Source organism: Streptomyces sp. NPDC049970 (genome assembly GCF_040660235.1).
GTDB lineage: Bacteria > Actinomycetota > Actinomycetes > Streptomycetales > Streptomycetaceae > Streptomyces.
This window is the reverse complement of sequence record NZ_JBFALP010000005.1, coordinates 185,163-210,104: the sequence shown is the minus strand read 5'-3', so window position 1 is coordinate 210,104 and position 24,942 is coordinate 185,163. Positions and strand designations below refer to the sequence as shown.

The window sequence follows — 24,942 nt, the reverse complement described above, 5'->3', positions numbered from 1 at the left end:
GGCAGTCGGGCGGAGGCCCGGACCGAGGTGCGGCCGTGTGCGGCCGGCCACCCGGGTCCGGGCCTCCGTCGTGCGGGCTCAGGACGCCCTGAGGCCTTTCAGCCGGCCGACCGCCTCCTCCAGTACGTCCACGCGCTTGCAGAACGCGAAACGCACGAAGTGCGCGCCCTGCTCGCGGTGGTCGTAGAAGACGGCGTTCGGGACGGCCACGACGCCGCAGCGCTCGGGCAGCGACCGGCAGAACGCGAAGCCGTCGCTCTCGCCGAGCGGGCGGATGTCGGTGGTGACGAAGTACGTCCCGGCGGGCTTGTAGACCTCGAAGCCGGCCTCGGCGAGCCCTGTGCCCAGCAGGTCGCGTTTGGCGCGCAGGTCCGTCCTCAGCTCGTCGAAGTAGCTGTCCGGCAGGCGCAGTGCCTCCGCGACGGCGTACTGGAACGGGCCGCCCGACACGTAGGTGAGGAACTGCTTCGCGGAGCGGACCGCGGTGACGAGTTCGGGGCTCGCGGTGATCCAGCCGATCTTCCACCCGGTCAGCGAGAACGTCTTGCCCGCGCTGCTGATGGTGACCGTGCGCTCCCGCATGCCGGGGAAGGACGCGATGGGGATGTGCTCGCCCTCGAACACGAGGTGCTCGTACACCTCGTCGGTGACGACCAGGAGGTCCCGTTCGCAGGCGAGTTCTGCGACGGCGGCCAGCTCGTCGCGGGTGAGGACGGTGCCGGTGGGGTTGTGCGGGGTGTTGAGCAGGAGCAGCCGGGTGCGGGGGGTGACGGCCGCGCGGAGCTCGTCGAGGTCGAGCCGGTAGGCGCCCTCGTGGGGGCGGAGGGTGACGGGGACCCGGGTCCCGCCCGCCATGGCGATGCAGGCGGCGTAGGAGTCGTAGTAGGGCTCCAGGGCGATGACCTCGTCGCCGGGCTCCAGGAGGGCCAGCAGGGAGGCGGCGACCGCCTCGGTGGCGCCCGTGGTGACGAGGACCTCGCTGTCGGGGTCGTACGCCAGTCCGTAGTGCCGCTGCTGGTGCTCCGAGACCGCGGTACGCAGCTCGGGGACGCCGGGGCCGGGTGGGTACTGGTTGCCGTGTCCGGCGCGCACGGCCCGGACCGCGGCCTCGCGGACGGCTTCGGGCCCGTCGGTGTCGGGGAACCCCTGTCCGAGGTTGATCGATCCGGTTCTCGCGGCCAGCGCCGACATCTCGGCGAAGATCGTCGTGCCGAACTCGGCGAGGCGGCGGTTGAGCAGCGGTCGTCCCTGTGTCATGTCCGCCATCCTGTGCCGAAGCTCTGGAGTTGCTCAAGTCTGCTTTGGCCCTCAGGACGCGCGGGAATCCACCGGTCAGTCGAGAAGCGGGGATCTCGCTTCGGGGGAACAGAGGGATGTGAGGTCGATGGGGTTGTTCTTCTTCATCGTGTTCGCGGTGGTCGTGGTGCTGGGCATGGCGGCCCTCGCCTCGGGTTCGGGTGGCCGGAGGAAGCCGCTGGCGGGCCGGGCCGGCCGTAGGGGCCGAAGCGGCTTCGACGGCGGTGGCGGCGGCTCCGACGGGGGCTCCTGGTGGGCCGGTGACAGCGGCGGCGGCCACTCCTGCGGTGGGCACTCCGGTGGTCACTCCTGCGGCGGGGGCAGCAGCTGCGGCGGTGGCGGAGGCTGCGGTGGCGGCGGGGGCAACTGAGACGGCGCCGCCGGCCCCCGACCGGGGCCGGAGTGGACGAGCTGTAGGTGCTCGGTGGGTGAACTCCCGCCGGGCACCTTTTCGTTGGGGGCGGGGAACAGGTGAACCGTGCTGCCCCCTGAGGGATGGAAACCACGGCAAGTTGGGTAAAAACGCTGTGAGCGCGACGTACTTCGTGATTGCATCGATGTAGAGAACATTCAGCCCTCGGACCCCCGTCGGGCCGGGCTCCCTCCCCCACGTGCACCGCACGGGGGTACCCCTGTCACCCCTGTCCACGTGTCACTGTGTGTTTTGCGGAGCCGATCCATGCTCACGACCCTCCAGACCGCCTACTCCGACACCCGCGCCGCCGATCTGGCATGGACGCTCGGCCGGGAGCCGCTGCCCGCCCTCGCCGTGCTCGACCTCGAACTGTCGGGCGCCAAGGTGCAGATGAGGCTGCTCGGCGCCTCTCACCAGGTGCTGATGGAGGAGGAGAGCCGCACCTGCTCCGAGACCGTGGCCTGTCTGCCGGGCAGCAGCACCCCCCTGCCCCTGGGGGTCGCCGAGCGCATGGGCGACTGGGAGTACGAGTTCGCGGCCCGCGTCGAGACGCTCTCCGAGGGCTCGTTCGCGGGGCGCGCGCAGGAGCTGCTCGCGCTGGTGGCCGACCATCCGCACGGGCTGGCCGGGACGTTCCCCGGCAGCCCCCACGCCTTCACGGCGATGCTCGCGCAGCGGACGGAGGGGCAGGTGCACTGGCGCACCTGGCACGCCTACCCGCAGGAGGGCCAGCTGGTGGTGACGCGGACGCGGGTGGGGGCGCGGATGCAGGCGCCCGTTTCGTGAGGGGGGTGCGCGGGTCTGTGCGGAGCGTGCCGAGCGCGCGTCACTTGCACCCTTGTGGGTGACAAGCGGCGACCTTTTCGTCACGTAGCGTTCGTTTCATGATCGACCAGCAGACGCCCCTGCGCAGCGGTGCGGCGGGGATTCCGGTGCGGCCGAGGACCGGACGGTTCCTCGTGCTGTCAGTGGTCTTCGTCTGCGCCGCCTGCGGCCTGGTGTACGAGCTGGAGCTGGTCGCGCTCGCCTCGTACCTGATCGGCGACTCGGTCACGCAGGCCTCGGTCGTGCTCTCCGTGATGGTGTTCGCCATGGGCATCGGATCGCTCCTCGCGAAACGTTTACGCGGCCGAGCCGCTGTCGGATTCGGGCTGATCGAGGCCGCTCTCGCACTGGCCGGCGGCAGTTCGGCGCTCGTCCTCTACGCCTCCTTCGCCTGGCTCGGGGAGTCGCGCTACGCCCTGGTGGGCTTCTCGCTGGCGATCGGGATCCTGATCGGTGCGGAGATCCCACTGCTGATGACGCTGATCCAGCGGGTCGACCGGCAGGACGCGGGCGGGGCCGTCGCGGACCTCTTCGCCGCCGACTACGTGGGCGCACTGGTCGGCGGGCTCGCCTTCCCCTTCCTGCTGCTGCCGATGATGGGCCAGCTCACCGGGGCGCTGTTCACCGGAGCGGTCAACGCGGCGGCCGGCGGAGCGCTGGTGCTGTGGGTGTTCCGGCGGGATCTCGGCACCCGGTCGCGCTGGCTGCTCATCGTCGTCAACGTCGTCGTGATCGCCCTGCTCGCCACGGCGACGGTCCTGGTCGACGACTTCGAGCGGGCGGCGCGGCGCGCGGTCTACGGGGACCAGGTGCGGGTCGCCGTGCAGACCGGGGTGCAGGAGGTCGTCCTCACGGGTGCGGGGCGCGGCTCGCTCGACCTCTATCTCGACGGACGGCTGCGGGTCAGCTCCCGCGACGAACACCGCTACCACGAGGCCCTCGTGCATCCGGCGATGAACGGACCCCACCGGCGGGTGCTGATCCTGGGAGGGGGAGACGGCCTCGCCGCCCGCGAGGTGCTGCGCTATCCGGACGCGGCGTCGGTCGTGGTGGTCGAGCTCGATCCGGCCGTCACCCGGCTGGCCCGTACGGACCGGGTGCTCGCCGGACTGAACGGGCACGCGTTCGAGGACCCGAGGCTCACCGTCGTCACCGGGGACGCGTTCACCTGGCTCCGCACCACGCACCAGCGCTACGACGTGGTGATCTCGGACCTCCCCGACCCGGGGATCACCGCCAGTACGAAGCTCTACGCGGCCGAGTTCTACGGACTGGTCGCGGAAGCCCTGGAGCCGGACGGGCGTCTGGTGGTGCACGCCGGGGCGCCGGGCAGCAGGCCGTCGACGTTCTGGACGGTCGAGGCGTCGGTGCGGGCGGGCGGCCTGATGACCAGGCCCTATCGCGTCGACGGCCGTTCCACCGGCTTCGCGGCGGGCCCGGACCGGGCCACGGGCGGGTCGGAGGCCCCCCGGGACCGGGGCTTCGTACTGGCGTCCCCACGCCCGGTGGGGCCGCTCGGCCTCGATCCGCGGGCACCGGTCCTGCGGACGCTGGGGGAGCGGGAGCTGGCGGCGGCGGGACGCTCGGCGGAGCGGTCGCGGCAGGGCGGGGCGCTGCCGTCGACGCTGGTGCACCCGAGGTACTGGGAGGAACCATGAGCGTCCGGGCGCTTCCGGTGCGGCGCGTTCCGCAGGGCGTACGGGGTGTGGATGCGCTGACGGGACGGCCGGGGCTGAGTAGGCTCGGTCGTTATGGAGCATGAGGTGTTCGTTCCGGTTCCGGTCGCGTCCCTACGGCGGACGCTGGGTGATGCCGCGCGCGTCGCGCGCTGTGTGCCGGGACTCCAGCAGGACGCGGACGCGTCGGCGGGCCCGTTGGCGGGCCGGCTGAAGTTCCGTGCCGACGGCCACACGATCACGTACCGCGGTGCCCTGACACTGCGGCCCTCCGGCGACGGGGACGTCTTCTCCGTGACCGGGGAGGGTGTGGAGGCCCGCGGGGCGGGCTCGGCCGAACTGGCGCTGACGATCGGGCTCACGGGGACGGACGGCGGTACGACGGTCGTGTTCTCCGGGACGGCGAGCGGTGACGGCCGCATCGTGGAACTGGACGGGGCGGTCGCGGTCGCGGCGGCCCAGCGGTTGCTGGACCGCTTCACGCAGCAGTTGGTGACGGAGACCCTGGCGGTCCGGGACGACTCGACTGCGGTACGGGACGACTCGACACCGTCCGGTGGACAGGACACGGAGCAGTCGTCGGCTCAGAAGCCGTCCGGCCCGGGACCCGGGAAGTCGCCGTCCGGGCCGGAGTCCGGGGCCCAGGGGCCCGAGGAGCCGGAGTCCGGGGCGCCGTCGCCCCCCGAGCCGCCGTCCGGCGACAACGAGTCCGTGTTCGACACCCCCGTCCCGCCGCCGTCCCTCGACCCGTCCGCGGAGCTGGAGTTCACCGTGCCCGACGAGCCGCCCGCCGAGGCAGCGCACGCCCGCCGCACCATGATCGGCCGCAGTACCGAGGAGGTCGACCACGCCCCGCCGCGCGGCCGGTACGCCCCGGTTCCGTCGCCCGAGGCGGGTGCCATGGGGATCACGCTGCGCTGGGCCGCTCCGGCGGCGGCCCTGGCGATCGCCTCGGCCGTCGTGGTGGGAAGGGCTCTGCGACGGCGGAGGCCGTAGGCTCACCGCGCCTTGTGACCGCGCGGGGCTCGACCGCCCCGCCGCCGCAGCCGTGGCGGATCCGGGCCGAAGACGCTGGGCGCGGCACCGCGCAAGTAGTGTCGGGGTGTGAGCGATGTTGGGAAGAACGTCCGGCTGACCGCCGGCGACGCCGAGTTGACCGTCGACCCCGTCCATGGCTGCCGGATCAGCAGCCTGCGGATCGGAGGCACCGAGCTGCTGCGCCAAGGCGAGCGGTACGGCTGCTTCCCCATGGTGCCGTGGTGCGGCCGAACCGGCGACGGACTGTTCCGCAACGGCGGCGAGCCGCACCGACTGCCCCTGAACTCGCCGCCGCACGCCATCCACGGCACCGGTCGGGACACCGCCTGGAAGCCCGCCCGGCAGGACACGTCGGTAGCGGCCTTCTTCTACGACCTGGCCGACCCGTGGCCGTACCAGGGCCGGGTGACGCAGTCCTTCGAGCTCGCCGAGGACTCGCTGACACTGAGCCTCGGTGTCGAGACGTACGGCGACTCGTTCCCCGCCCAGGCCGGTTGGCACCCCTGGTTCCTCCGGAACACCGGGGGACAGGACGTGCGGATGACCTTCGAAGCCGCCTGGCAGGAGGAGCGCGGGGACGACCACCTGCCGACCGGACGCCGGATCGACCCGCTGCCGGGCCCCTGGGACGACTGCTTCGGGATGCCCGACGGCGTCGACGTGACGCTCACCTGGCCCGAACAGCTGGAACTGACGGTCAGGAGCCGGGACGAGTGGGTCGTGATCTACGACGAGCAGGCCGAGGCGGTCTGCGTGGAGCCGCAGTCCGGGCCGCCGAACGGGCTGAACTCGGCGCCCCGGCTGGTCACCCCGATCGAGCCCCTGGAGATCACTGCGACCTGGAGTTGGACGCGGCTCTGAGCCCGCGCGGCAGCCCTTACCCTCGTTGACATGACTGACGTACGCGCTGAGCTGCTCCAGCAGATCAAGGACAAGGCCGTGGTGCACGGCAAGGTGACCCTCTCCTCGGGGCTGGAAGCCGACTGGTACATCGACCTGCGCCGGATCACGCTGGACGGCGAGGCCGCGCCGCTGGTCGGCCGGATGATGCTCGATGCCACCGCCGAGTTGGACTACGACTGCGTCGGCGGGCTGACACTGGGCGCCGACCCGGTGGCCACGTCGATGCTGCACGCCTCGGCGGCGCGCGGGAACAGCCTGGACGCGTTCGTCGTCCGCAAGGCGCAGAAGGCCCATGGGATGCAGCGCCGCATCGAGGGCACGGACGTCAAGGGCCGTCGCTGCCTCGTGGTCGAGGACACCTCCACGACCGGTGGTTCGCCGCTCACCGCGGTCGAGGCGGTCCGTGAGGCCGGCGGCGAGGTCGTGGCCGTGGCCACGATCGTGGAGCGCGGTGCGGCCTCGGCGATCGCCGAGGCCGGTCTGCCGTACGTGAGCGTCTACTCGGTTGCGGACCTCGACCTGTCCTGACCTGCGACTTCTTCGGAGGACGGCCTGTTTCACGTGAAACGGGCCGCCCTACCCGACGGGCAGCGTGGAGCCGGGGCGAGAGTCTGGGAAGATGGGGGCGACGATGACGTCGCCCCCAGGTCAGGGACCAAGCACTGCACACCCGCACATCCCAAGGAGCGGACAGATGCCCATCGCAACCCCCGAGGTCTACGCCGAGATGCTCGACCGGGCGAAGGCAGGCAAGTTCGCCTACCCGGCCATCAATGTGACGTCGACCCAGACCCTGCACGCTGCACTGCGCGGCTTCGCGGAGGCGGAGAGCGACGGCATCGTCCAGATCTCCACCGGTGGTGCCGAGTTCCTGGGCGGCCAGTACAACAAGGACATGGTGACGGGCGCGGTGGCCCTTGCCGAGTTCGCGCACATCGTCGCCGCCAAGTACGACATCACCGTCGCGCTGCACACCGACCACTGCCCCAAGGACAAGCTGGACGCGTACGTACGGCCGCTACTGGACGTGTCCGCCGAGCGTGTCGCCAAGGGTCTGAACCCGCTGTTCCAGTCCCACATGTGGGACGGTTCGGCCGAGACCCTCGCCGACAACCTGTCCATCGGCCAGGAACTGCTGGCCAAGGCCGCCGCCGCCAAGATCATCCTTGAGGTCGAGATCACCCCGACCGGTGGCGAGGAGGACGGCGTCACGCACGAGATCAACGACGAGCTGTACACGACCGTCGACGACGCGCTGCGTACGGCCGAGGCTCTCGGTCTGGGCGAGAAGGGCCGCTACCTGCTGGCCGCGTCCTTCGGCAACGTCCACGGTGTCTACAAGCCGGGCAACGTCGTCCTGCGTCCCGAGCTCCTCAAGGACCTGCAGGAGGGCGTCTCCTCCAAGTACGGCAAGCCCGCCGGCAGCCAGCCGTTCGACTTCGTCTTCCACGGCGGGTCCGGCTCCACGGCCGAGGAGATCGCCACCGCGCTGGAGAACGGCGTCGTGAAGATGAACCTCGACACCGACACCCAGTACGCCTTCACCCGCCCGGTCGCGGACCACATGTTCCGCAACTACGACGGTGTCCTGAAGGTCGACGGCGAGGTCGGCAACAAGAAGACCTACGACCCGCGCACCTGGGGCAAGGCCGCCGAAGCCGGCATGGCCGTGCGTGTCACGGAGGCGTGCTCCAACCTGCGTTCCGCCGGCACCAAGCTGAAGTAAGTACGTCACGGACGTAGCGGGTGGGCCCGGTCTCCCTTCGGAGGCCGGGCCCGCTCTGTGTCCGAGGGATGGAGATCCGCTGTGAGCACGGCTGCGCGCTACGACTTCGACACCGCCATCGACCGCCGGGGCACCTGGTGCGTCCAGTGGGACGGAGTCGCCGACCGCTTCGGTGTGGACGGGCTGCTGCCGTTCACCATTTCCGACATGGACTTCGAGACCGCGCCCGAGGTGCTGACGGCACTGCGCGCCCGCCTCGACCACGGGGTCCTCGGCTACACGACCTGGCAGCAGGACGACTTCCGGTCAGCCGTCGCGCACTGGTACGCGACCCGGTACGGCGCCGAGATCGACACCGACCGGCTCGTCTACGGCCCGTCCGTGCTCAGCCAGTTCTCGCAGCTGCTGCAGATGTGGACGGCCGAGGGCGAGGGCGTGGTCGTCCACACGCCGACGTACGACGGTTTCCGCAAGGCGATCACCGGGCTCGGGCGGGAGCTCCGGGGTGTGCCGTTGGGCGACGTGCCCGCTCTGGAGCGGGAGTTGGCGCGGGCCGACGCGCGGGTCCTGGTCCTGTGCTCGCCGCACAACCCGACGGGGCGGGTGTGGACGGAGGCCGAACTGCGCGAGATGGCGGAGTTGGCACGGCTGCACGGGGTGGCTGTGATCAGCGACGAGATCCATGCGGACTTCGTGCATGACGGGCGGGTGCACGTGCCGTACTCGCGGATCGCGGACGAGTTGGCGGGTGCGGGAACAGACGCTGGTGCCAGTACTGGTGGAGGCGCGGGCGGGGGCCGTTGGGCGGTCGTCACGTCCGCGTCGAAGTCCTTCAACTTCCCCGCGCTGACCGGTGCGTACGGGCTGATCGGGGATCCCGCCGACCGGACGGAGTACCTCCGCCGGATGGAGACGGCGGAGGGGCTCGCCTCGCCGGCGGTGCTCGGGCTGACGGCGCACATCGCGGCGTACCGGGATGGGGCGGACTGGCTCGACGCGGTCCGGGCGTACGTAGCGGGCAACCTGGCGCTGGTCGCTGAGCGGCTGAACGCGGCCTTCCCCGAGTCGGTGTGGGAACCGCCGCACGCTGGCTATCTCGCGTGGATCGATCTGCGCCCGCTGGGTGTGGACGACGAGGCGCTGCAGCGGGTGCTGATCGAGCGGGAGAAGGTCGCGATCATGCCGGGGGCGGCGTACGGGGCGCCGGGGTTCCTGCGGCTGAACGTGGGGTGCCCGCGGAGCAAGGTGGAGGCAGGGCTCTCCGCGCTGGTGCGGGCGGTGGGCGCGGTGCGGGCCGGGTAGGACGGCGGGTGGCCCGGACTCCGCTCCTCTGGCCGCAGAGTCGCGGAGCCGCGATGCTGCTCCTATGACTGATGCGGACGGCGACGGGATCCGGGTTGCCTCGCCCGTGGGCAGGTGGGTGGTGCTGACCACGGTGCTCGGGTCGAGCATGGCCCTGCTCGACTCCACGGTCATCAACGTTGCCCTTCCCCGCATCGGCGAGGACCTCGGCACCGATCTGGCCGCCCTGCAGTGGACCGTGAACGCCTACATGCTCACGCTCGCCGGGCTGATCCTGCTCGGGGGCGCGCTCGGGGACAGGTTCGGGCGCCGGCGGGTGTTCGTCGTGGGGGTGGTCTGGTTCGCCGTCGCCTCGCTGCTGTGCGGGATCGCGCCGAACGCGGAGGTGCTGATCGCCTCGCGGGCGCTCCAGGGCGTCGGGGGCGCGCTGCTCACCCCCGGATCGCTGGCGATCATCCAGGCGAGTTTCCACCCGGACGACCGGGCCCGTGCCGTCGGGCTCTGGTCGGGGCTCGGAGGGGTCGGGGCGGCGGTCGGGCCGTTCCTCGGCGGGTGGCTGGTGGACGGGCCGGGCTGGCGCTGGGTGTTCCTGCTCAACCTGCCGATCGCCGCCGTATGCGTGCCCGTCGCGCTGCGCCACGTCCCGGAGTCCCGGGACCCGGACGCGCACGGCCGGTTCGACGTGCTCGGGGCAGGGCTCGCCGCGCTCGCACTCGCACTGGTCACCTACGCCCTGATCGAGGTGCCCGAGCAGGGCGCTTCGGTCCTGGTCATCGGCTCGGCGCTCGGCGGCGCGGTGCTCGCGGCGGCCTTCGTGCGGGTGGAGCGGCACCGGGCCGACCCCATGGTGCCGCCTTCGATCTTCGCGTCCCGGCAGTTCACGTCGGTCAACATCGTCACGTTCTGCGTGTACGCGGCCCTCGGAGGGTTCTTCTTCCTGTCCGCGATCCAGCTCCAGGTGGTCGCCGGTTACTCGGCGCTCGGCGCCGGTACCGCGCTGCTGCCCACCACGGTGCTGATGCTCCTGTTCTCCGCGTCCGCGGGCGACCTCGGCCGGCGTATCGGGCCCCGGATCCCGCTCACCGTCGGCCCGCTGCTCGCCGCCACCGGGATGCTCCTGATGCTGCGCGTCGGACCCGGCGCCTCCTACGTACAGGACGTCCTGCCCGCGGTGCTCGTGCTGGGGCTCGGCATGGTCACCCTCGTGGCCCCCCTCACCGCTTCGGTGCTGGCCGCCGTGGACACCGGCAGGGCGGGGCTCGCCAGCGGGATCAACAACGCCGCCGCACGTGCCGCCGGGCTGCTCGCCGTGGCGGCCCTGCCGCTGCTGGCCGGAATGGGCCCGGAGGCGTACCGGGACGCCGGGGAGTTCGCCTCGACGTTCCGGCGGGCCATGCCGATGTGCGCCGGGCTGCTGGTGGCGGGTTCGGTGATCGCCTTCTGTGCGGTGCGGAAGCCCGCGGAACCCGGTCGTGGGCCGCGACCCGCGTGCGCGACGCACTGCGGTGTCACGGCCCCGCCCTTGGAGCCGGAGGCGGGATCCAGGCACACTTGAACCATGTCCATCCACGAGAACCTGCTCGGGGGCCCCGCCCCGACCCACCTGCCCGACGACCCGGAGCCGCGCGAGCTGCTCGCGGGCGGCGCGGCACCCGCCGACGTCGCCGCCAAGTACCCCAAGTCGTCGCTCGCCTGGGCGCAGCTCGCCGACGAGGCGTTCGAGGGCGGCCGGGTCATCGAGTCGTACGCGTACGCACGTACCGGCTACCACCGCGGCCTCGACGCGCTGCGCCGGGCGGGATGGAAGGGCCACGGCCCCGTCCCGTTCGAGCACGAGCCGAACCGCGGCTTCCTGCGGGCCCTGCACGCCCTCGCGCGCGCCGCGCAGGCGATCGGTGAGCAGGACGAGTACGAGCGCTGCTCGACGTTCCTGCGGGACTCCTCGCAGACGGCCGCCGACACCCTGGGCTGAGCCGGCCCACTCCCTCCCGGGCCCCGCGGGCTGCCGTCCGCGGGGCCCGGCGCGTCCTCGGGAAGGCCGTTAGGATGCCGAGCAGGGGACCGGAGCTCCACCACCTCAGAGGAAGGGGCGGACCGCTACCCGGAAGCTCGTGTCGAGGAGACAGAAATGTCGACGATCCACCCCGACCCCGAAGCCACCGGTGCGGACACCCCGCACCTGGACTTCGCGGGAACGACTCCGTACGAGGACTATGTCCAGGCGGATGTCCTGACCCACCTCCAGCACCTCCGCTCGGACGATCCCGGCGAGATGGTCTTCCTGGTCACGACCCAGGTCATGGAGCTGTGGTTCACGGTCATCGTCCATGAGTGGGAGACGGCGGCGCACGCCCTGCGCGAGGACCGCATACCGGTCGCCCGCGACGCGCTGAAGCGCTCACTGCGGGAGCTGGAGGCGCTGAACGCCTCCTGGAAGCCGCTGGCGGGTCTGACCCCGGCCCAGTTCAACTCCTACCGCGGTTCGCTCGGCGAGGGATCCGGTTTCCAGTCCGCGATGTACCGGCGGATGGAGTTCCTGCTCGGCGACAAGTCCGCGTCCATGCTCGTGCCGCACCGTGGCGCCCCCCGTGTCCACGCGGAGCTCGAGAAGGCACTCCACCAGCCCGGCCTGTACGACGAGGCACTCGCCCTGCTCGCCAGGCGCGGCTACCCGGTGCCCCGGTCGGTGCTCGAACGCGACCTGTCGCAGAAGTACGAGCCGTCCCCCGCGGTCGAGGCCGCCTGGGCGGAGATCTACGCGAACCCGGACCAGAACGACGAGCTCCTGCGGCTCGGCGAGGTCCTGACGGACGTCGGCGAGCTGGTGTGGCGCTGGCGCAACGACCACCTCACCGCCACCCGGCGGGCGATGGGCTCGAAGACCGGTACCGGCGGGTCCGCCGGGGTCGCCTGGCTGGAGAAGCGGGCCACGAAGAACGTGTTCCCCGAGCTGTGGACGGCGCGCAGTCATGTCTGATCTCGAGGAGCGCGCCGAGGCGCTCGACGCCGCCGACGAACTGGCCGCACTGCGGGAGCTCTTCGTCCTCGACGACACCGTCTACCTCGACGGCAACTCACTGGGCGCGCTGCCCCGCCACGTCCCCGCGCGCATGCAGGACGTCATCACCCGCGAGTGGGGCTCCCTGCGCATCCGGTCCTGGGACGAGAGCGGCTGGTGGACCGCGCCCGAGCGGGTCGGCGACCGTATCGCCCCGCTGGTCGGTGCCGCGGCCGGGCAGATCGTGGTGGGCGACTCCACCAGCGTGAACGTGTTCAAGGCCGTGGTCGCGGCCGGTCGGCTGGCGGTCGCCGGGCGTGACGAGATCCTGGTCGACGCCACGACGTTCCCCACGGACGGGTACATCGCCGAGTCGGCGGCCCGGATGACGGGCCACCGACTCGTCCCGGTCGCCCCGGACGACGTGCGGGCCGCCCTCGGGCCGCGTACCGCGGTCGTCCTGCTGAACCACGTCGACTACCGCACGGGCAGGCTCCACGACCTGCCCGGTCTCACCGCCGCGGTCCACCAGGCGGGCGCTCTCGCCGTCTGGGACCTGTGCCACAGCGCGGGCGCCCTGCCGGTGGGCCTCGACGCGCACGGCGTGGACCTGGCCGTCGGCTGTACGTACAAGTACCTGAACGGCGGGCCCGGTTCGCCGGCCTACCTGTACGTCGCCGAGCGCCACCAGGGCGCCTTCGACTCCCCGCTGCCCGGCTGGACCTCGCACGCCGACCCGTTCGCGATGACCCCGGGCTACGAGCCCGCCGAGGGCTCGGTGCGGGGCCGCGTCGGCACCCCGGACATCCTGTCCATGCTGGCGCTGGAGGCGTCGCTGGAGGTGTGGGAAGGCGTCACGGTGGAGGCGGTCAGGGCGAAGTCCCTCGCCCTCACGGACTTCTTCCTGGAGTGCGTCGCCGCGTACGTCCCCGGAGGCCGGGTCACCGCGATCACGCCCGCTCCCCACGCGGAGCGCGGCAGTCAGGTCTCGCTGCGCTGCGACGGCGCGGAGGCGGTGATGCGCGTGCTCATCGAACGCGGAGTGGTCGGCGACCTGCGCCGTCCGGACATCCTGCGCTTCGGCTTCACCCCCCTGTACGTCGGCTTCGCGGACGCGGAGCGGGCGGCGCGGATCCTCGCCGAGGTGACAGGGGCCTGACCGTCCGCCGCCGTATCCGTCCGTGCTCCGGACCGGTACGGCGGCGGGCCACCGTACTGGTACCGTCCCCGCAGGTCAGTCGAGTTGGGCACAGGCGTAGGACGGTTGGAGCATGATGTCGGATTCTGCCGCGCGTGAACGGGACGCCGCCGAGGCCGAGTCGGCCTTCGGGCATCCGGCTGTCGCCCCCGACCGGTCCGCGGCCTACGGCAGTCACCCCGACCAGGTGATCGACTTCTATGCCCCGCGCGACGGCCGGGACGGCGCGCCCCTCGTCGTCGTACTGCACGGCGGGGCCTATCGCGCACCGTACGACCGCGAGCACGTGTCGCCGTTCGCCGACTTCCTGGCGCGGCGCGGCTTCGCCGTCGCCAGTGTCGAGTACCGGCGCGGCGGGGAGATCCCGCAGCAGGGCGGGGCCGGTCCCGTGGCGGGGCGCTGGCCCGAGACCTTCGACGACGTGGCCGCGGCGATGGACGCCCTGCCGGCGCTGGCCGCCCGGGAGCTGCCCCAGGCCGATGTGCGCAGGACCGTGGTCACCGGGCACTCGGCGGGCGGGCACCTGGCGCTGTGGGCCGCCGCCCGGCACGTGCTCCCGGAGGGCTCGCCGTGGCGGCTGTCCACGTGGCCCCCGCTGCGCGGGGTGGTCGCGCTGGCGCCGATCGCCGACCTCGCGAGCGCGGCGGGGCTGGACGTCTGCTCCGGCGCGCTGCACCAACTGCTCGGCGAAGGGGACGACTTCGAGGCGCGGAGCGCCCACGTCGATCCGGCCCTGCTGCTGCCGACCGGCATCGCGACGACCGTCGTCCAGGGGGTGGAGGACACCACGGTGCCGGCGGCGGTCGGCGACGCGTTCGTGGACGCCGCGGCGAAGGCGGGCGAGGTGGTGGGGCTGACCCTGCTCGACGGTGTGGGGCACTTCCCGCTGATCGACCCGTCGGCGGACGCCTGCGCGGTGGTGGCCGAGGAGATCGCCCAGCTGGCCTGGTAGTCCTTGCGACGGACGGCCGGGGATCCGCTTCACTGCTGACGACCGCGGGCCGGACGCACGCCTACCTTGGACGTGTGACCGACACCAAGACCAGAAGCCCGGAGTTCCGGCTGGCCGCGGGCGCGATAGGCGGCCTGCGGCAGGACCTCTTCCACGACGCGTTCGAGTACCGTCCGCTGGACCCGCTGGGGACCGGCGGGCCGGTGATCCGCCGACTTCCCGGAGCGATCCGGAGGCGGGCGGTCTGGTTCCCGCACGTGGTGGTCGGCGCGGTCGCCCTGATCGCTCTGCTGGTAGGCGTCTTCTCGTCGAACACCTACTCCCCGTTCGGGATCGCGACCATCATCACCGCGTTCCTGCCGGCCGCCACGCTGCTGATGACGCTGCTCCGTCCCGTGCTCGCCTTCTGGGTGTCGATCGCATCGGTCCCGGTGATCTGCATGGTGGGCAGCGGGGACTGGCCGTGGGCGCCGAACGCCTTCATATGCCACTTGGGCGTCCTGATCGTCGTCGCGGCACGGACCAGGCCGCGAACCGCAGCCTGGATGTGGCTGATCACCCTGCTCACCGGCTCCTTCATGGAGACCATCGGCCCCTGGAACCCCTCCTCCAGCAACGGCGGCATGATCTTCACATCCGCGTTCGCCCTGCTCGTCGTGACGGTGGTGCAGACCCGCCGCGACGCCCAGCGCGAGGTGACCGTGCAGCGCACCGTCACCGCCGTCGAACGCGACCGGCGCACGCTCCTGGAGGAGCGCACCACCATCGCCCGCGAGCTGCACGACGTCGTCGCGCACCACATGTCCGTCGTCGCCATCCAGGCGGAGGCGGCCCCGTACCGTGTGGAGAACCCGCCGCCCGAGCTGGAGCAGGCCTTCGTCACCATCCGCGAGAACGCCGTCGCCGCGCTCACCGAGCTGCGCCGCGTCCTCGGCGTCGTGCGGGCGGAGGACTACGAGGCGCCGGACGCCCCGCAGCCCACCCTCGCCGAGATCGACCGGCTGCTGGACAACGTCCGGGAGGCCGGTCTGGAGACGGAGAAGACGGTCACCGGCGCGGTGCGGGAGCTCCCGCAGGGTGTCGAGCTGTCCGCCTACCGGATCGTCCAGGAGGCGCTGAGCAACACGCTCCGGCACGCGCCGGGCGCCACCGCCAAGGTGGAGATCGGCCATGTGCTCGGCGGGCTGGGGCTGCGCGTCGTCAACGGCCCCGCCAGGGGGCTGGTCAAGCCCTCGCCGGGCGCCGGACACGGGATCACGGGCATGCGGGAGCGGGTCGCGATGCTGAACGGGGAGATGACGGCCGAGACCACGGAGGACGGCGGCTTCGAGGTCGCCGTGTTCCTCCCCGTACCGGCGGCCGAGACCGTCGCCACGAAGGGCGGGGCGGCATGAACGACACCATCCGGGTACTGATCGTCGACGACCAGATGATGGTCCGCGAGGGTTTCTCCGTGCTGCTCAACGCGATGCCCGGCATCGAGGTCGTCGGCGAGGCCGTCGACGGGCGGCAGGCCGTCTCCCAGGCCGCGGCGCTGCGGCCAGACGTCGTGCTGATGGACATCCGGATGCCGGAGCTCAACGGCATCGAGGCGACCCGCGAGATCGTCGCCGCCGACGCGGACGCCAAGGTGCTGGTCCTGACCACGTTCGATCTCGACGAGTACGTCTACCAGGCGCTGCGCGCCGGTGCCTCGGGCTTCCTGCTGAAGGACGCCTCGGCCAGGCAGCTCGCCGACGGCGTACGGGTGGTGGCGTCCGGCGAGGCACTGCTCGCGCCGACCGTGACCAAGCGCCTGATCACCGAGTTCTCGAAGATCGCCGAAGCGCCCCGGCCCCCCGCCATGGCCCGGATCGGCGACCTCACCGAACGGGAGACGGAGGTGCTCGTGCTGATCGCCCAGGGGCTGTCGAACCTGGAGATCGCCTCGCACCTGGTGGTCGCCGAGTCGACGATCAAGACCCATGTCAGCCGCATCCTGGTGAAGCTGGGGCTGCGGGACCGGACCCAGGCGGCCGTGTTCGCGTACGAGGCGCGGCTGGTCACCCCCGGATAGCGCGAGCCACGGATAGCGTCTGCCCATGCACGTGTCCTTCGACCCCTGGTCCCCGGCGTTCGTCGCCGATCCGTACCCCGCCTACGCCGCGCTGCGTGCCACCGGCCGGGCGCACTACTTCGAGCCGACCCGGCAGTGGCTCGTCCCGCACTACTCCGACGTGTCCGGGCTGCTGCGCGACCGGCGTCTGGGGCGGACCTACCTGCACCGCTTCGGCCACGACGAGTTCGGCGTCACCGCCCCGCCCGCCGCGCACGAACCGTTCCACACGCTCAACGGCAACGGGATCCTCGACCTGGAGGCCCCGGACCACACCCGGATCCGGCGGCTGGTCGCCAAGGCCTTCACACCCCGCACGGTCGAGGCGCTGGCCCCGACCGTGGAGCGGCTGGCCGCCGGGCTCGTCGGTGGCCTCGTCGCGGCGGGCGGCGGCGACCTCCTCTCGGAGGTCGCCGAACCGCTGCCGGTGGCCGTCATCGCCGAGATGCTCGGCGTCCCGGAGTCCGACCGGGGGCTGCTGAGGCCTTGGTCCGCCGCGATCTGCGGGATGTTCGAGCTGAATCCGCCGGAGGAGACCGCGCGGGCCGCGGTGCGGGCCTCGGTCGAGTTCTCCGCGTACCTGCGGGAGCTGATCACCGCGCGGCGCGCCGACCCGGGCACGGACCTGGTCACCGCGCTCATCGCCGCCCATGACGAAGAGGACCGGCTCACCGAGCAGGAGATCGTCTCCACGTGCGTGCTGCTGCTCAACGCCGGCCACGAGGCCACGGTCAACGCCACCGTCAACGGCTGGTGGATGCTCTTCCGGCACCCGGAGCAGCTGGCCTCGCTCCGAGGCGACCACAGCCTGCTGCCCACCGCGGTGGAGGAACTGCTGCGCTACGACACCCCGGTGCCCATGTTCGCGCGGTGGGTGCTGGACGACATCGAGCTCGACGGCGAGGTCATCCCGCGGGGGTCGCAGGTCGCGCTGCTCTTCGCGTCGGCCAACCGGGATCCGGAGCGTTTCGCCGACGCGGAGACGCTGGACCTGTCCCGCGCGGACAATCCGCACATCTCGTTCGGCGCGGGCATCCACTACTGCCTGGGCGCCCCGCTGGCCCGGCTCGAAATGGCCGCGTCCTTCGGAGAGTTGCTGCGCCGGGCCCCCGGTATGCGGCTGGTGGCGGAGCCGGAGTGGAAGCCGGGGTACGTGATCCGGGGGCTGCGGGAGCTACTGGTCGAGCTCTGAGAAGGGGGTGCCGGAGAGTCTCGGACGGTCCGGCCCGCCCGGGTTCGCCCATGTGTGCAGACCCCAGGCGGACAAGGCGAGGACGCTCCCGGCACACACGGCCGCGACGAGGATCCGGGAACGGGTTGGCCCGGGCCCGCGCAGCGGGCGCAGGATCAGCAGCCAGGCGAGCGGGGGGAGCAGGGCCCCGGCGAGCAGGACGAGGGGCAGCTCGGTCCACAGGACGGAGAGGTCCGAGCCCTGCCCCTCGAATCCGCCGCCCATGTGCAGGCGGGTGCGCCGTGACGAGCTCCAGACGAACAGGGCGGTGACCGCCCCGACCGCCGCGGTCGCGCACCCGCCGTACCCTGCCGCGTCCCGTTGCTTCACGACTGTGAGGACACCCGGCTGCTGCGGCCGGTTCCCTACTTCGCCCGCAGGTCCCGTCGGCGGAAGCCCTCCAGGCCGACGAGGAGCAGGGCGGCGGCGACCAGGGTGAGGACGGCCAGGGGCGTCCAGTCCATGGGGGCCGCGGGCAACGGCGGGACATGGCCGAAGGGGGACAGGCCGGTCACCCAGCCCGGGAACCGGAGCAGTTGCCCCAGGTAGCCGGTCACGAACGCGTACACCGGCACCAACCACGTGGCCTGGGCCGCACCGGGCAGCCGGCCGAACAGGACGGCGGCGACCCCGGCCGTGACCCACAGCGCCGGTGCGTAGGCGAGCGCCGCACCGGTCAGCGAGAGCACCAGCCCGGAGTCGCCGGTCGAGGCCGCCCCCGCGGCGCCCGTACCGAGGCCGGCCACCAGCAGCAGGACCGTGCCGCCGACGAGGGCGACCGCCAGATGGCTGCCCGCCCACCGGGCACGGGAGAGACCGGTCGCCAGGAGGAGTTCGGCGCGGCCCGCGTTCTCCTCGGCCAGGGGCCGTAGCGCCGCCGTCACGACGTGCACGGAGGCGACGACCGCGAGGATCACGATGATCATCGAGGCGAAGGACTCGGCCGTACTCGCGCCGCCGATCCTCCGGAGCGCCTCCTGGACCGGGTCGATGTTCTTCAGCATGTCGTCGGCCTCGCCGAGGATCGACCCGTACATCACGCCCATCAGGAACAGTCCGGTGCCGAAGCCGGCCAGCATGGAGCGGTGCAGCCGGAAGGCGAATCCCAGCGGTCTGAGCAGCGCGCCGGAGGCCGTCGGGCGGCCGGGCCGGGCGGCGCGGAGCCCCGCGCCCACGTCCCGCCGTGTCGACAGGGCGAATCCGGCACCGGCGCAGAGGCCGGCGAGCACCACGCAGAGCAGCAGCGGCCACCAGCGGTTGTCCACGTAGGGGTAGGTGCGCTGGATCCAGCCGATCGGGGAGAGCCAGGAGAGCCCGTCCTCACCGCCCGCGTCACCTGCGGCCCGCAGGGCGTAGGCGAGGCCGATGACGGCCAGGGCCATGCCGGATGCGCCCCGGGTGTGGGCGGTGACCTGTGTGGTGATCGCGGCGACCCCGGCGAAGACGAGGCCGACGGCCGCGTGTGCGAGGCCGTAGAGCAGCGAGCCCGTGGCGCCGCCGGGGGCCAGGTCCATGGCCTCGAGACCGACGGCGAGCAGCAGGGCCAGTACGAGGTCGGCGATCACCGCGACCCAGAGCGCGGCGGCGAGATGCGCGTGACGTCCGACGGCGGTGGAGCGGACCAGTTCGGCGCGGCCGGTCTCCTCCTCGTCGCGGGTGTGACGGGTGACGATCAGGGCGCTCATGAGACCGACCAGAACGGCCAGGAAGCCGAGCATCTGATGGCCCATCATCGAGCCTGTGCTGTAGTCGTCGAGATAGTGCCGGGGCCCGGTCATGGCGAGTCCGGCAGGGCTGTCCACGGTGTCGAGGACGGAGGCGCGGGCCTCGGGGGCGGCGTACAGCGTCCCGAACTTGCCGGCCGTGGACAGCGTGCCGAGGAACAGCGCGAGGATCCACACGGGCAGCCGGACGCGGTCCCTGCGCAGGTTGAAGCCGACCAGGGCGCGGGTCCCCGTCAGCGACCCGGAGCCGCCGGAGGCGTCGGCCGTCGCAGGGGTGCTGACGGCGGGCACGGCGCTCATCGCGCGTCCTCGTGGGCGGTCGCCGGGCCGTGGCCGTGGGCGGCGAGCTCGTCGCCGTAGTGGCGGAGCATGAGCTCCTCCAGGGTCGGCGGGTGGCTGATCAGGCTGCGTACGCCGAATTCGGCGAGCCTGCGCACGGCGCCGTCGAGGTGGCCGCTGTCCACGGTGAACCGCACCCGGCCTCCGCTCCCGGTTCCGTCGTCGGTGGCCTCCAGGGAGTGCACGCCGGGCAGGAGGTCGAGCCCGGCGGCGGGCCGCTCCGTCTCCGCCTCGATCGTCGTACGCGTCAGATGCCGCAGCTCGCTCAGCGACCCGGACCGCACGGTCCGCCCGAGCCGGATGATGCTGACCCGGTTGGCCAGCCTTTCGACCTGGGCCAGGACGTGGCTCGAGAGCAGCACGGTCCTGCCCGCGGCCTGCGCCTGCAGGATCACGTCCTGGAAGACCACCTCCATGAGGGGGTCGAGCCCCGCGGTCGGCTCGTCCAGGAGCAGCAGCTCCGCGTCGGAGGAGAGCGCGGCGACGATGGCCACCTTCTGGCGGTTGCCCTTCGAGTAGGCCCGGCCCTTCTTCGTGGGGTCGAGGTCGAAGCGCTCGATGAGTTCGTCGCGGCGCCGGGTGTCGGCCCCGCCGCGCAGACGTGAGAGCAGGTCGATGGCCTCGCCGCCGGTGAGGCCCGGCCACAGTTCCACGTCGCCGGGCACGTAGGCCAGGCGCCGGTGCAGCTCGACGGCGTCGTGCCAGGGATCCCTGCCGAGCAGCCGGACCGCGCCCGCGTCGGCGCGCAGCAGCCCCAGCAGGACCCGGATGGTCGTGGACTTCCCGGCGCCGTTGGGCCCGAGGAAGCCATGGACCTCGCCCGTTTCGACGGTGAGGTCGAGGCCGTCCAGTGCGTGTGTCCGCCCGAACGCCTTGTGCAGTCCGGCGACGCTGATTGCCTTCGTCATGTTTCTGAAAGTACGGCAGGTTCACAAAGTTATGAAGTTAAGGAAGCGTATAAAGTCGAGCCGTGAGCAGATCAGAGGAGACGGCGGAAACCATGAGCGGCGCGGCCGGGGAACCCGGGAGGGCAGAAGGGAGCGGGCGCGACGAGGACGCGGTGTCACGCTTCGTCGAGCGCTTCGCGGCCGAGATGACGGAGGCCGGGATGCAGCGGATGGCCGCGCGCGTCTTCGCCTCGCTCCTCGCTGACGACGACGGCTCCATGACCTCGGCGGACCTCGGCAGCCAGCTCCGGATCAGCCCGGCCGCGGTGTCGGGGGCGATCAACTACCTCACCCAGGTCAGCATGGTCGGCCGCGAGCGGGACCCCGGTTCGCGCCGTGACCGCTACCGCCTGCACGACGAGATCTGGTACGCCACCTTCGCCAACCGGGACCAGGTGCTGACCCGCTGGGAGCGCACCCTCAGGGACGGCGCGCGCTCCCTCGGCGAGGACACCCCCGCCGGGGCACGGCTCGTGGAGACGGCGGAGTTCTTCGAGTTCATGCAGGCCGAACTGGTCGGCGTCCTGGACCGGTGGCGCGAGAGCCGCAGGACGTCGGGTTAGGGCCGGGAACTCGCGGCGTGAGCCGCAGGGCTCGGAGTGAGGGCCGTCGGGCCCGTGCTCAGCCGACCGCCTCCGGGAGCACCAGCCCCCAGGCGCCCGCGCGAACCGTCCAGGTCCGCGTTCTGACCGGGCCGGCGGCCTGTATGTCCGCGCGGTAGCGGAAGTCCGGACCGGCGACCGTGACCGCCTTGGCCTCCGCCGTGAACGTCTCGCCCGAGGTCGTGTGGATCACCACGTCCGCCAGGCCCCCGTCCCGCTGGGTGGTCACCGACACGCCCTCGACCGGACGGTCCAGGTCGTTCAGCAGGACGCCGTCCGCCTCGACCCGCAGTCGGTGCGCGCCGGGCGGCGAGGAGGGGGAGGGCGGAGCGGGACGGACCAGGGCTGCCATCAGCGTGCGGCAGGTGTCCCAGACCGTGTGGGGCGCGTCCGGCCCTGAGCTCACCGCCGGGATGCGCAGGTCGCCCAGGACCACACCGTCGCTGTCGTCGACCAGCAGGTCCAGTCTGCGTACGGTGCCGTCGAGGACCGCGCGCGCCGCCGCGACCGCGCCGTGGGGCACACCGAGCGCGTGGGCGAGTTCAAGGGTGTGCGCGGCGCCTACCGGGACCAGGGAGAGCGCCCCGTCCGAGAGCTCCCGCTCCCGGTGCAGCTGGGACACGGCGCGCAGCAGCGCGTGGTCGTCGCCGATGACCACCGGCCGTCTGGCGCCACGCCTGGAGAGGGCCCTGGCGAACTCGTCGGGGCCGTCCGGAAGGCAGATCTTGGTGTGCGCGCCCGCGCCCAGCACGTCCTTCGCGATGCGCACGGACTCGCCGTCGTAGCGGCGGGCAAGGGGGTCGATGAGCACGAGTAGCTGGTGGTCGCCGTCGCCGGGGGGCTCTGCAGCCGACACCTCGGTCCTTCCTCGGGTAGCATCTTGGTGCAAGAGCCCCTTGCGCTATTGCGCCAGGGGCTTCGTCTATTCCGGGGCACCCGGTTCGACGGCTCAGGCTTTGCCGTACATCGTCGTACGGCAGGTACGACCTTTACGTACGCCCCCTGGCCTTGGACATGCCCCGCCCGGAAGGGGTGTACGCCTGTGCCCGCACTTGTGCTGCTCGGTGCTCAGTGGGGTGACGAGGGCAAGGGGAAGGCCACCGACCTCCTCGGTGGATCCGTTGACTATGTGGTGCGATACCAGGGCGGCAACAACGCCGGCCACACGGTCGTCGTAGGCGACCAGAAGTACGCACTGCATCTCCTCCCCTCCGGAATCCTGTCGCCGGGGTGTACCCCGGTCATCGGTAACGGTGTCGTCGTCGACCCGGCGGTCCTGCTCTCCGAGCTGAGCGGCCTGAACGAGCGTGGCGTCGACACGTCCAAGCTCCTGATCAGCGGTAACGCTCATCTGATCACTCCGTACAACGTCACCGTCGACAAGGTGACGGAACGCTTCCTCGGGAAGCGCAAGATCGGCACGACCGGGCGCGGTATCGGCCCGACGTATGCCGACAAGATCAACCGTGTGGGCATCCGCGTCCAGGACCTCTACGACGAGTCGATCCTGGAGCAGAAGGTCGAGGCGGCACTGGAGCAGAAGAACCAGCTGCTCGCCAAGGTCTTCAACCGGCGCGCGATCGAGTCCGGCAGGATCGTGGAGGAGATGCTCCAGTACGCGGAGCAGCTCAGGCCGTACGTCGCCGACACCACGCTGATCCTGAACGACGCCATCGACGAGGGCAAGGTCGTCCTCTTCGAGGGCGGCCAGGGAACCCTGCTGGACGTCGACCACGGCACCTATCCCTTCGTCACCTCGTCGAACCCGACCGCGGGCGGCGCCTGCACCGGATCCGGTGTGGGCCCGACGAAGATCAGCCGGGTCATCGGCATCCTCAAGGCCTACACCACGCGGGTCGGTGCCGGACCCTTCCCGACCGAACTTCTCGACGAGGACGGCGAGGCGCTGCGCCGGATCGGCGGCGAGCGCGGTGTCACCACCGGCCGTGACCGTCGCTGCGGCTGGTTCGACGCCCCGATCGCGCGGTACGCGACCCGGGTCAACGGCCTCACCGACTTCTTCCTCACGAAGCTGGACGTGCTGACCGGCTGGGAGCAGATCCCGGTGTGCGTGGCGTACGAGATCGACGGCAAGCGCGTCGAGGAGCTCCCTTACAGCCAGACCGACTTCCACCACGCGAAGCCGGTCTACGAGATGCTGCCGGGCTGGTCCGAGGACATCACGAAGGCCAAGACGTTCTCCGACCTGCCGAAGAACGCGCAGGCGTACGTGAAGGCGCTGGAGGAGATGTCCGGCGCCCCGATCTCCGCGATCGGTGTCGGCCCCGGCCGTACCGAGACGATCGAGATCAACTCCTTCATCTAGGAGCATCAGTGGGGACCGCGCCCGGCGCGGTCCCCACGGGCACCGGGGTCGAGGTGACGACGGCCGTTCCTTCCGCGCGGAAGGAACGGCCGTCGTCGTTCCGGTGGGCAGCGTGGTGTCGTGCCGTCCCGCGGGTCGGGCGGTGGCGAACGGGCGGCTCGGTCCTGGCCGCATTCGTCCGCATGCCCTGCTGCGTCGCGCACGGCAGGTGGCCGTTGGCGCGCACGACCTCTTCGCCGCGACCCTTCCGGTGAAGTTCGCTCTGCGTCCAACAAGGCGATGGAGGAGCGGAGTTGGGGAGTCCTGGCAAGAGGGCGATTTCTGGTCTAGACCTTGACAGGTCCAGACCATCAGGGCTTGAGTGGCGGTACCCCCCATGGCGGTGCACGCTCGGCGCGAGCGCCGCGACGAAGGAGTGATCACGTGGTCAAACGTGTCATGAGCCTGATTGTCGCGCTGGGCGCGGTCATCGCGACGCTCGTCGTTCTTCCCGCCACCACGGCATCGGCCGCGGCCTGCGCCCCGGCCTGGAGCGCCTCCGCCGTCTACTGGGGCGGCGGCTCCGCCTCGTACAACGGTCACAACTGGTCCGCGAAGTGGTGGACCCAGAACGAGAAGCCCGGCACCGTCGACGTCTGGGCCGACCAGGGCAGTTGCGGGGGCGGTGGCACGGACCCGGGTCAGCCGGACCCCTCCGGCTTCGTCGTCAGCGAGGCCCAGTTCAACCAGATGTTCCCGGGCCGGAACTCCTTCTACACCTACAGCGGTCTCACCGCGGCCCTGAGCGCCTACCCCGGCTTCTCCAAGACCGGCAGCGACACGGTCAAGAAGCAGGAGGCGGCCGCGTTCCTCGCCAACGTGAGCCACGAGACCGGCGGCCTCGTGTACATCGTGGAGCAGAACACGGCCAACTACCCGCACTACTGCGACACCAGCCAGTCGTACGGCTGCCCGGCCGGCCAGGCCGCCTACTACGGCCGTGGCCCGATCCAGCTCAGCTGGAACTTCAACTACAAGGCCGCCGGTGACGCGCTGGGCATCGACCTGCTCGGCAACCCCTGGCAGGTGGAGCAGAACGCCGCCGTGGCCTGGAAGACCGGCCTCTGGTACTGGAACACCCAGTCCGGCCCCGGCACCATGACGCCCCACAACGCCATCGTCAACGGCGCCGGTTTCGGCGAGACCATCCGGTCCATCAACGGCAGCCTGGAGTGCAACGGCGGCAACCCCGCCCAGGTCCAGAGCCGGATCGACAAGTACCAGGCGTTCGTCCAGATCCTCGGCACCACCCCCGGCTCGAACCTGAGCTGCTGAGTCCGACCCCGCCCCTCGGGGGCGCTTCCGGCATC

General features: G+C 71.8%; 24 protein-coding genes. 19 read left to right on the top strand and 5 right to left on the bottom strand.

Features of this window, described 5'->3' with window-relative positions:
* Positions 1 to 78: 78 nt before the first annotated feature.
* Positions 79 to 1,257, bottom strand: a complete 1,179-nt coding sequence (locus AB0I83_RS12145; protein WP_363304508.1) for a pyridoxal phosphate-dependent aminotransferase — start codon at positions 1,255 to 1,257, stop codon at positions 79 to 81.
* A 127-nt stretch (positions 1,258 to 1,384) separates the two neighbouring features.
* On the opposite strand from AB0I83_RS12145, the gene AB0I83_RS12140 reads away from it, so the two are divergent.
* From AB0I83_RS12140 to AB0I83_RS12065, 16 genes are all read left to right on the top strand, one after another.
* Complete coding sequence (locus tag AB0I83_RS12140; protein WP_363304507.1) at positions 1,385 to 1,666, top strand: hypothetical protein; 282 nt, start codon at positions 1,385 to 1,387, stop codon at positions 1,664 to 1,666.
* A 309-nt stretch (positions 1,667 to 1,975) separates the two neighbouring features.
* Positions 1,976 to 2,497 (top strand): DUF2617 family protein, encoded by a 522-nt coding sequence (locus AB0I83_RS12135; RefSeq protein WP_356537473.1) that lies wholly within the window; start codon positions 1,976 to 1,978, stop codon positions 2,495 to 2,497.
* 98 nt (positions 2,498 to 2,595) lie between these two features.
* Positions 2,596 to 4,194, top strand: coding sequence for a polyamine aminopropyltransferase (locus AB0I83_RS12130; RefSeq protein WP_363304506.1), 1,599 nt, complete (start codon positions 2,596 to 2,598; stop codon positions 4,192 to 4,194).
* A 93-nt stretch (positions 4,195 to 4,287) separates the two neighbouring features.
* A complete protein-coding gene (locus AB0I83_RS12125) occupies positions 4,288 to 5,208 on the top strand; it encodes a carbon monoxide dehydrogenase (RefSeq protein ID WP_363304505.1) in 921 nt (306 codons plus the stop codon).
* A gap of 108 nt (positions 5,209 to 5,316) precedes the next feature.
* On the top strand, positions 5,317 to 6,111 hold the full coding sequence (locus AB0I83_RS12120) for an aldose 1-epimerase (protein ID WP_363304504.1): 795 nt from the start codon (positions 5,317 to 5,319) through the stop codon (positions 6,109 to 6,111).
* A 30-nt stretch (positions 6,112 to 6,141) separates the two neighbouring features.
* The gene (gene pyrE, locus AB0I83_RS12115) at positions 6,142 to 6,681 is read left to right on the top strand and encodes an orotate phosphoribosyltransferase (protein WP_363304503.1); all 540 of its coding nucleotides are present in this window, start codon (positions 6,142 to 6,144) and stop codon (positions 6,679 to 6,681) included.
* A gap of 166 nt (positions 6,682 to 6,847) precedes the next feature.
* Complete coding sequence (gene fbaA / locus AB0I83_RS12110) at positions 6,848 to 7,879, top strand: class II fructose-bisphosphate aldolase (RefSeq protein WP_356537481.1); 1,032 nt, start codon at positions 6,848 to 6,850, stop codon at positions 7,877 to 7,879.
* A gap of 81 nt (positions 7,880 to 7,960) precedes the next feature.
* Positions 7,961 to 9,181, top strand: coding sequence for a MalY/PatB family protein (locus AB0I83_RS12105; RefSeq protein ID WP_363304502.1), 1,221 nt, complete (start codon positions 7,961 to 7,963; stop codon positions 9,179 to 9,181).
* A gap of 64 nt (positions 9,182 to 9,245) precedes the next feature.
* Entirely contained in the window at positions 9,246 to 10,736 is a 1,491-nt protein-coding gene (locus AB0I83_RS12100) for an MFS transporter (RefSeq protein WP_363304501.1), read from the top strand.
* A 3-nt stretch (positions 10,737 to 10,739) separates the two neighbouring features.
* Positions 10,740 to 11,153 carry a DUF3151 domain-containing protein gene (locus AB0I83_RS12095; RefSeq protein ID WP_363304500.1) on the top strand — a complete coding sequence of 138 codons (414 nt, stop codon included), beginning with the start codon at positions 10,740 to 10,742 and terminating at the stop codon, positions 11,151 to 11,153.
* Positions 11,154 to 11,309: 156 nt separating this feature from the next.
* Positions 11,310 to 12,158: a tryptophan 2,3-dioxygenase family protein gene (locus AB0I83_RS12090; RefSeq protein WP_356537488.1), complete on the top strand. Its 849-nt coding sequence runs from the start codon at positions 11,310 to 11,312 to the stop codon at positions 12,156 to 12,158.
* Entirely contained in the window at positions 12,151 to 13,338 is a 1,188-nt protein-coding gene (kynU, locus tag AB0I83_RS12085; protein WP_363304499.1) for a kynureninase, read from the top strand. The genes AB0I83_RS12090 and kynU overlap by 8 nt, the downstream gene beginning before the upstream one ends.
* Positions 13,339 to 13,453: 115 nt before the next feature.
* Positions 13,454 to 14,329 carry an alpha/beta hydrolase gene (locus AB0I83_RS12080; protein WP_356537503.1) on the top strand — a complete coding sequence of 292 codons (876 nt, stop codon included), beginning with the start codon at positions 13,454 to 13,456 and terminating at the stop codon, positions 14,327 to 14,329.
* A gap of 74 nt (positions 14,330 to 14,403) precedes the next feature.
* Positions 14,404 to 15,723 (top strand): histidine kinase, encoded by a 1,320-nt coding sequence (locus AB0I83_RS12075; protein WP_363304498.1) that lies wholly within the window; start codon positions 14,404 to 14,406, stop codon positions 15,721 to 15,723.
* Positions 15,720 to 16,385, top strand: a complete 666-nt coding sequence (locus AB0I83_RS12070) for a response regulator transcription factor (RefSeq protein ID WP_363304497.1) — start codon at positions 15,720 to 15,722, stop codon at positions 16,383 to 16,385. Before AB0I83_RS12075 ends, AB0I83_RS12070 begins: the two co-directional genes overlap by 4 nt.
* A gap of 25 nt (positions 16,386 to 16,410) precedes the next feature.
* A complete protein-coding gene (locus AB0I83_RS12065) occupies positions 16,411 to 17,616 on the top strand; it encodes a cytochrome P450 (protein WP_363304496.1) in 1,206 nt (401 codons plus the stop codon).
* Here the strand turns inward: AB0I83_RS12065 and AB0I83_RS12060 are convergent.
* The 3 genes from AB0I83_RS12060 to AB0I83_RS12050 are packed head-to-tail and all read right to left on the bottom strand — an operon-like array spanning position 17,599 to position 20,626.
* Positions 17,599 to 17,985, bottom strand: a complete 387-nt coding sequence (locus AB0I83_RS12060; RefSeq protein WP_363304495.1) for a hypothetical protein — start codon at positions 17,983 to 17,985, stop codon at positions 17,599 to 17,601. The two genes, AB0I83_RS12065 and AB0I83_RS12060, sit on opposite strands and share 18 nt — an antisense overlap.
* Positions 17,986 to 18,020: 35 nt before the next feature.
* On the bottom strand, positions 18,021 to 19,679 hold the full coding sequence (locus AB0I83_RS12055) for an ABC transporter permease (protein WP_363304494.1): 1,659 nt from the start codon (positions 19,677 to 19,679) through the stop codon (positions 18,021 to 18,023).
* Complete coding sequence (locus AB0I83_RS12050) at positions 19,676 to 20,626, bottom strand: ABC transporter ATP-binding protein (RefSeq protein WP_363304493.1); 951 nt, start codon at positions 20,624 to 20,626, stop codon at positions 19,676 to 19,678. The genes AB0I83_RS12055 and AB0I83_RS12050 overlap by 4 nt, the downstream gene beginning before the upstream one ends.
* Before the next feature lie 92 nt (positions 20,627 to 20,718).
* Between AB0I83_RS12050 and AB0I83_RS12045 the strand changes: the two genes are divergently transcribed.
* Positions 20,719 to 21,228, top strand: coding sequence for a MarR family transcriptional regulator (locus tag AB0I83_RS12045; RefSeq protein WP_356537505.1), 510 nt, complete (start codon positions 20,719 to 20,721; stop codon positions 21,226 to 21,228).
* A gap of 58 nt (positions 21,229 to 21,286) precedes the next feature.
* Here the strand turns inward: AB0I83_RS12045 and AB0I83_RS12040 are convergent, their stop codons facing one another.
* On the bottom strand, positions 21,287 to 22,123 hold the full coding sequence (locus tag AB0I83_RS12040; RefSeq protein WP_363304491.1) for a diacylglycerol kinase: 837 nt from the start codon (positions 22,121 to 22,123) through the stop codon (positions 21,287 to 21,289).
* 186 nt (positions 22,124 to 22,309) lie between these two features.
* Between AB0I83_RS12040 and AB0I83_RS12035 the strand changes: the two genes are divergently transcribed.
* Both AB0I83_RS12035 and AB0I83_RS12030 read left to right on the top strand, forming a co-directional pair.
* Positions 22,310 to 23,593: an adenylosuccinate synthase gene (locus tag AB0I83_RS12035; protein ID WP_363304489.1), complete on the top strand. Its 1,284-nt coding sequence runs from the start codon at positions 22,310 to 22,312 to the stop codon at positions 23,591 to 23,593.
* 423 nt (positions 23,594 to 24,016) lie between these two features.
* Positions 24,017 to 24,907 (top strand): glycoside hydrolase family 19 protein, encoded by an 891-nt coding sequence (locus AB0I83_RS12030; protein ID WP_363304488.1) that lies wholly within the window; start codon positions 24,017 to 24,019, stop codon positions 24,905 to 24,907.
* The last annotated feature ends 35 nt before the right edge of the window (positions 24,908 to 24,942 follow it).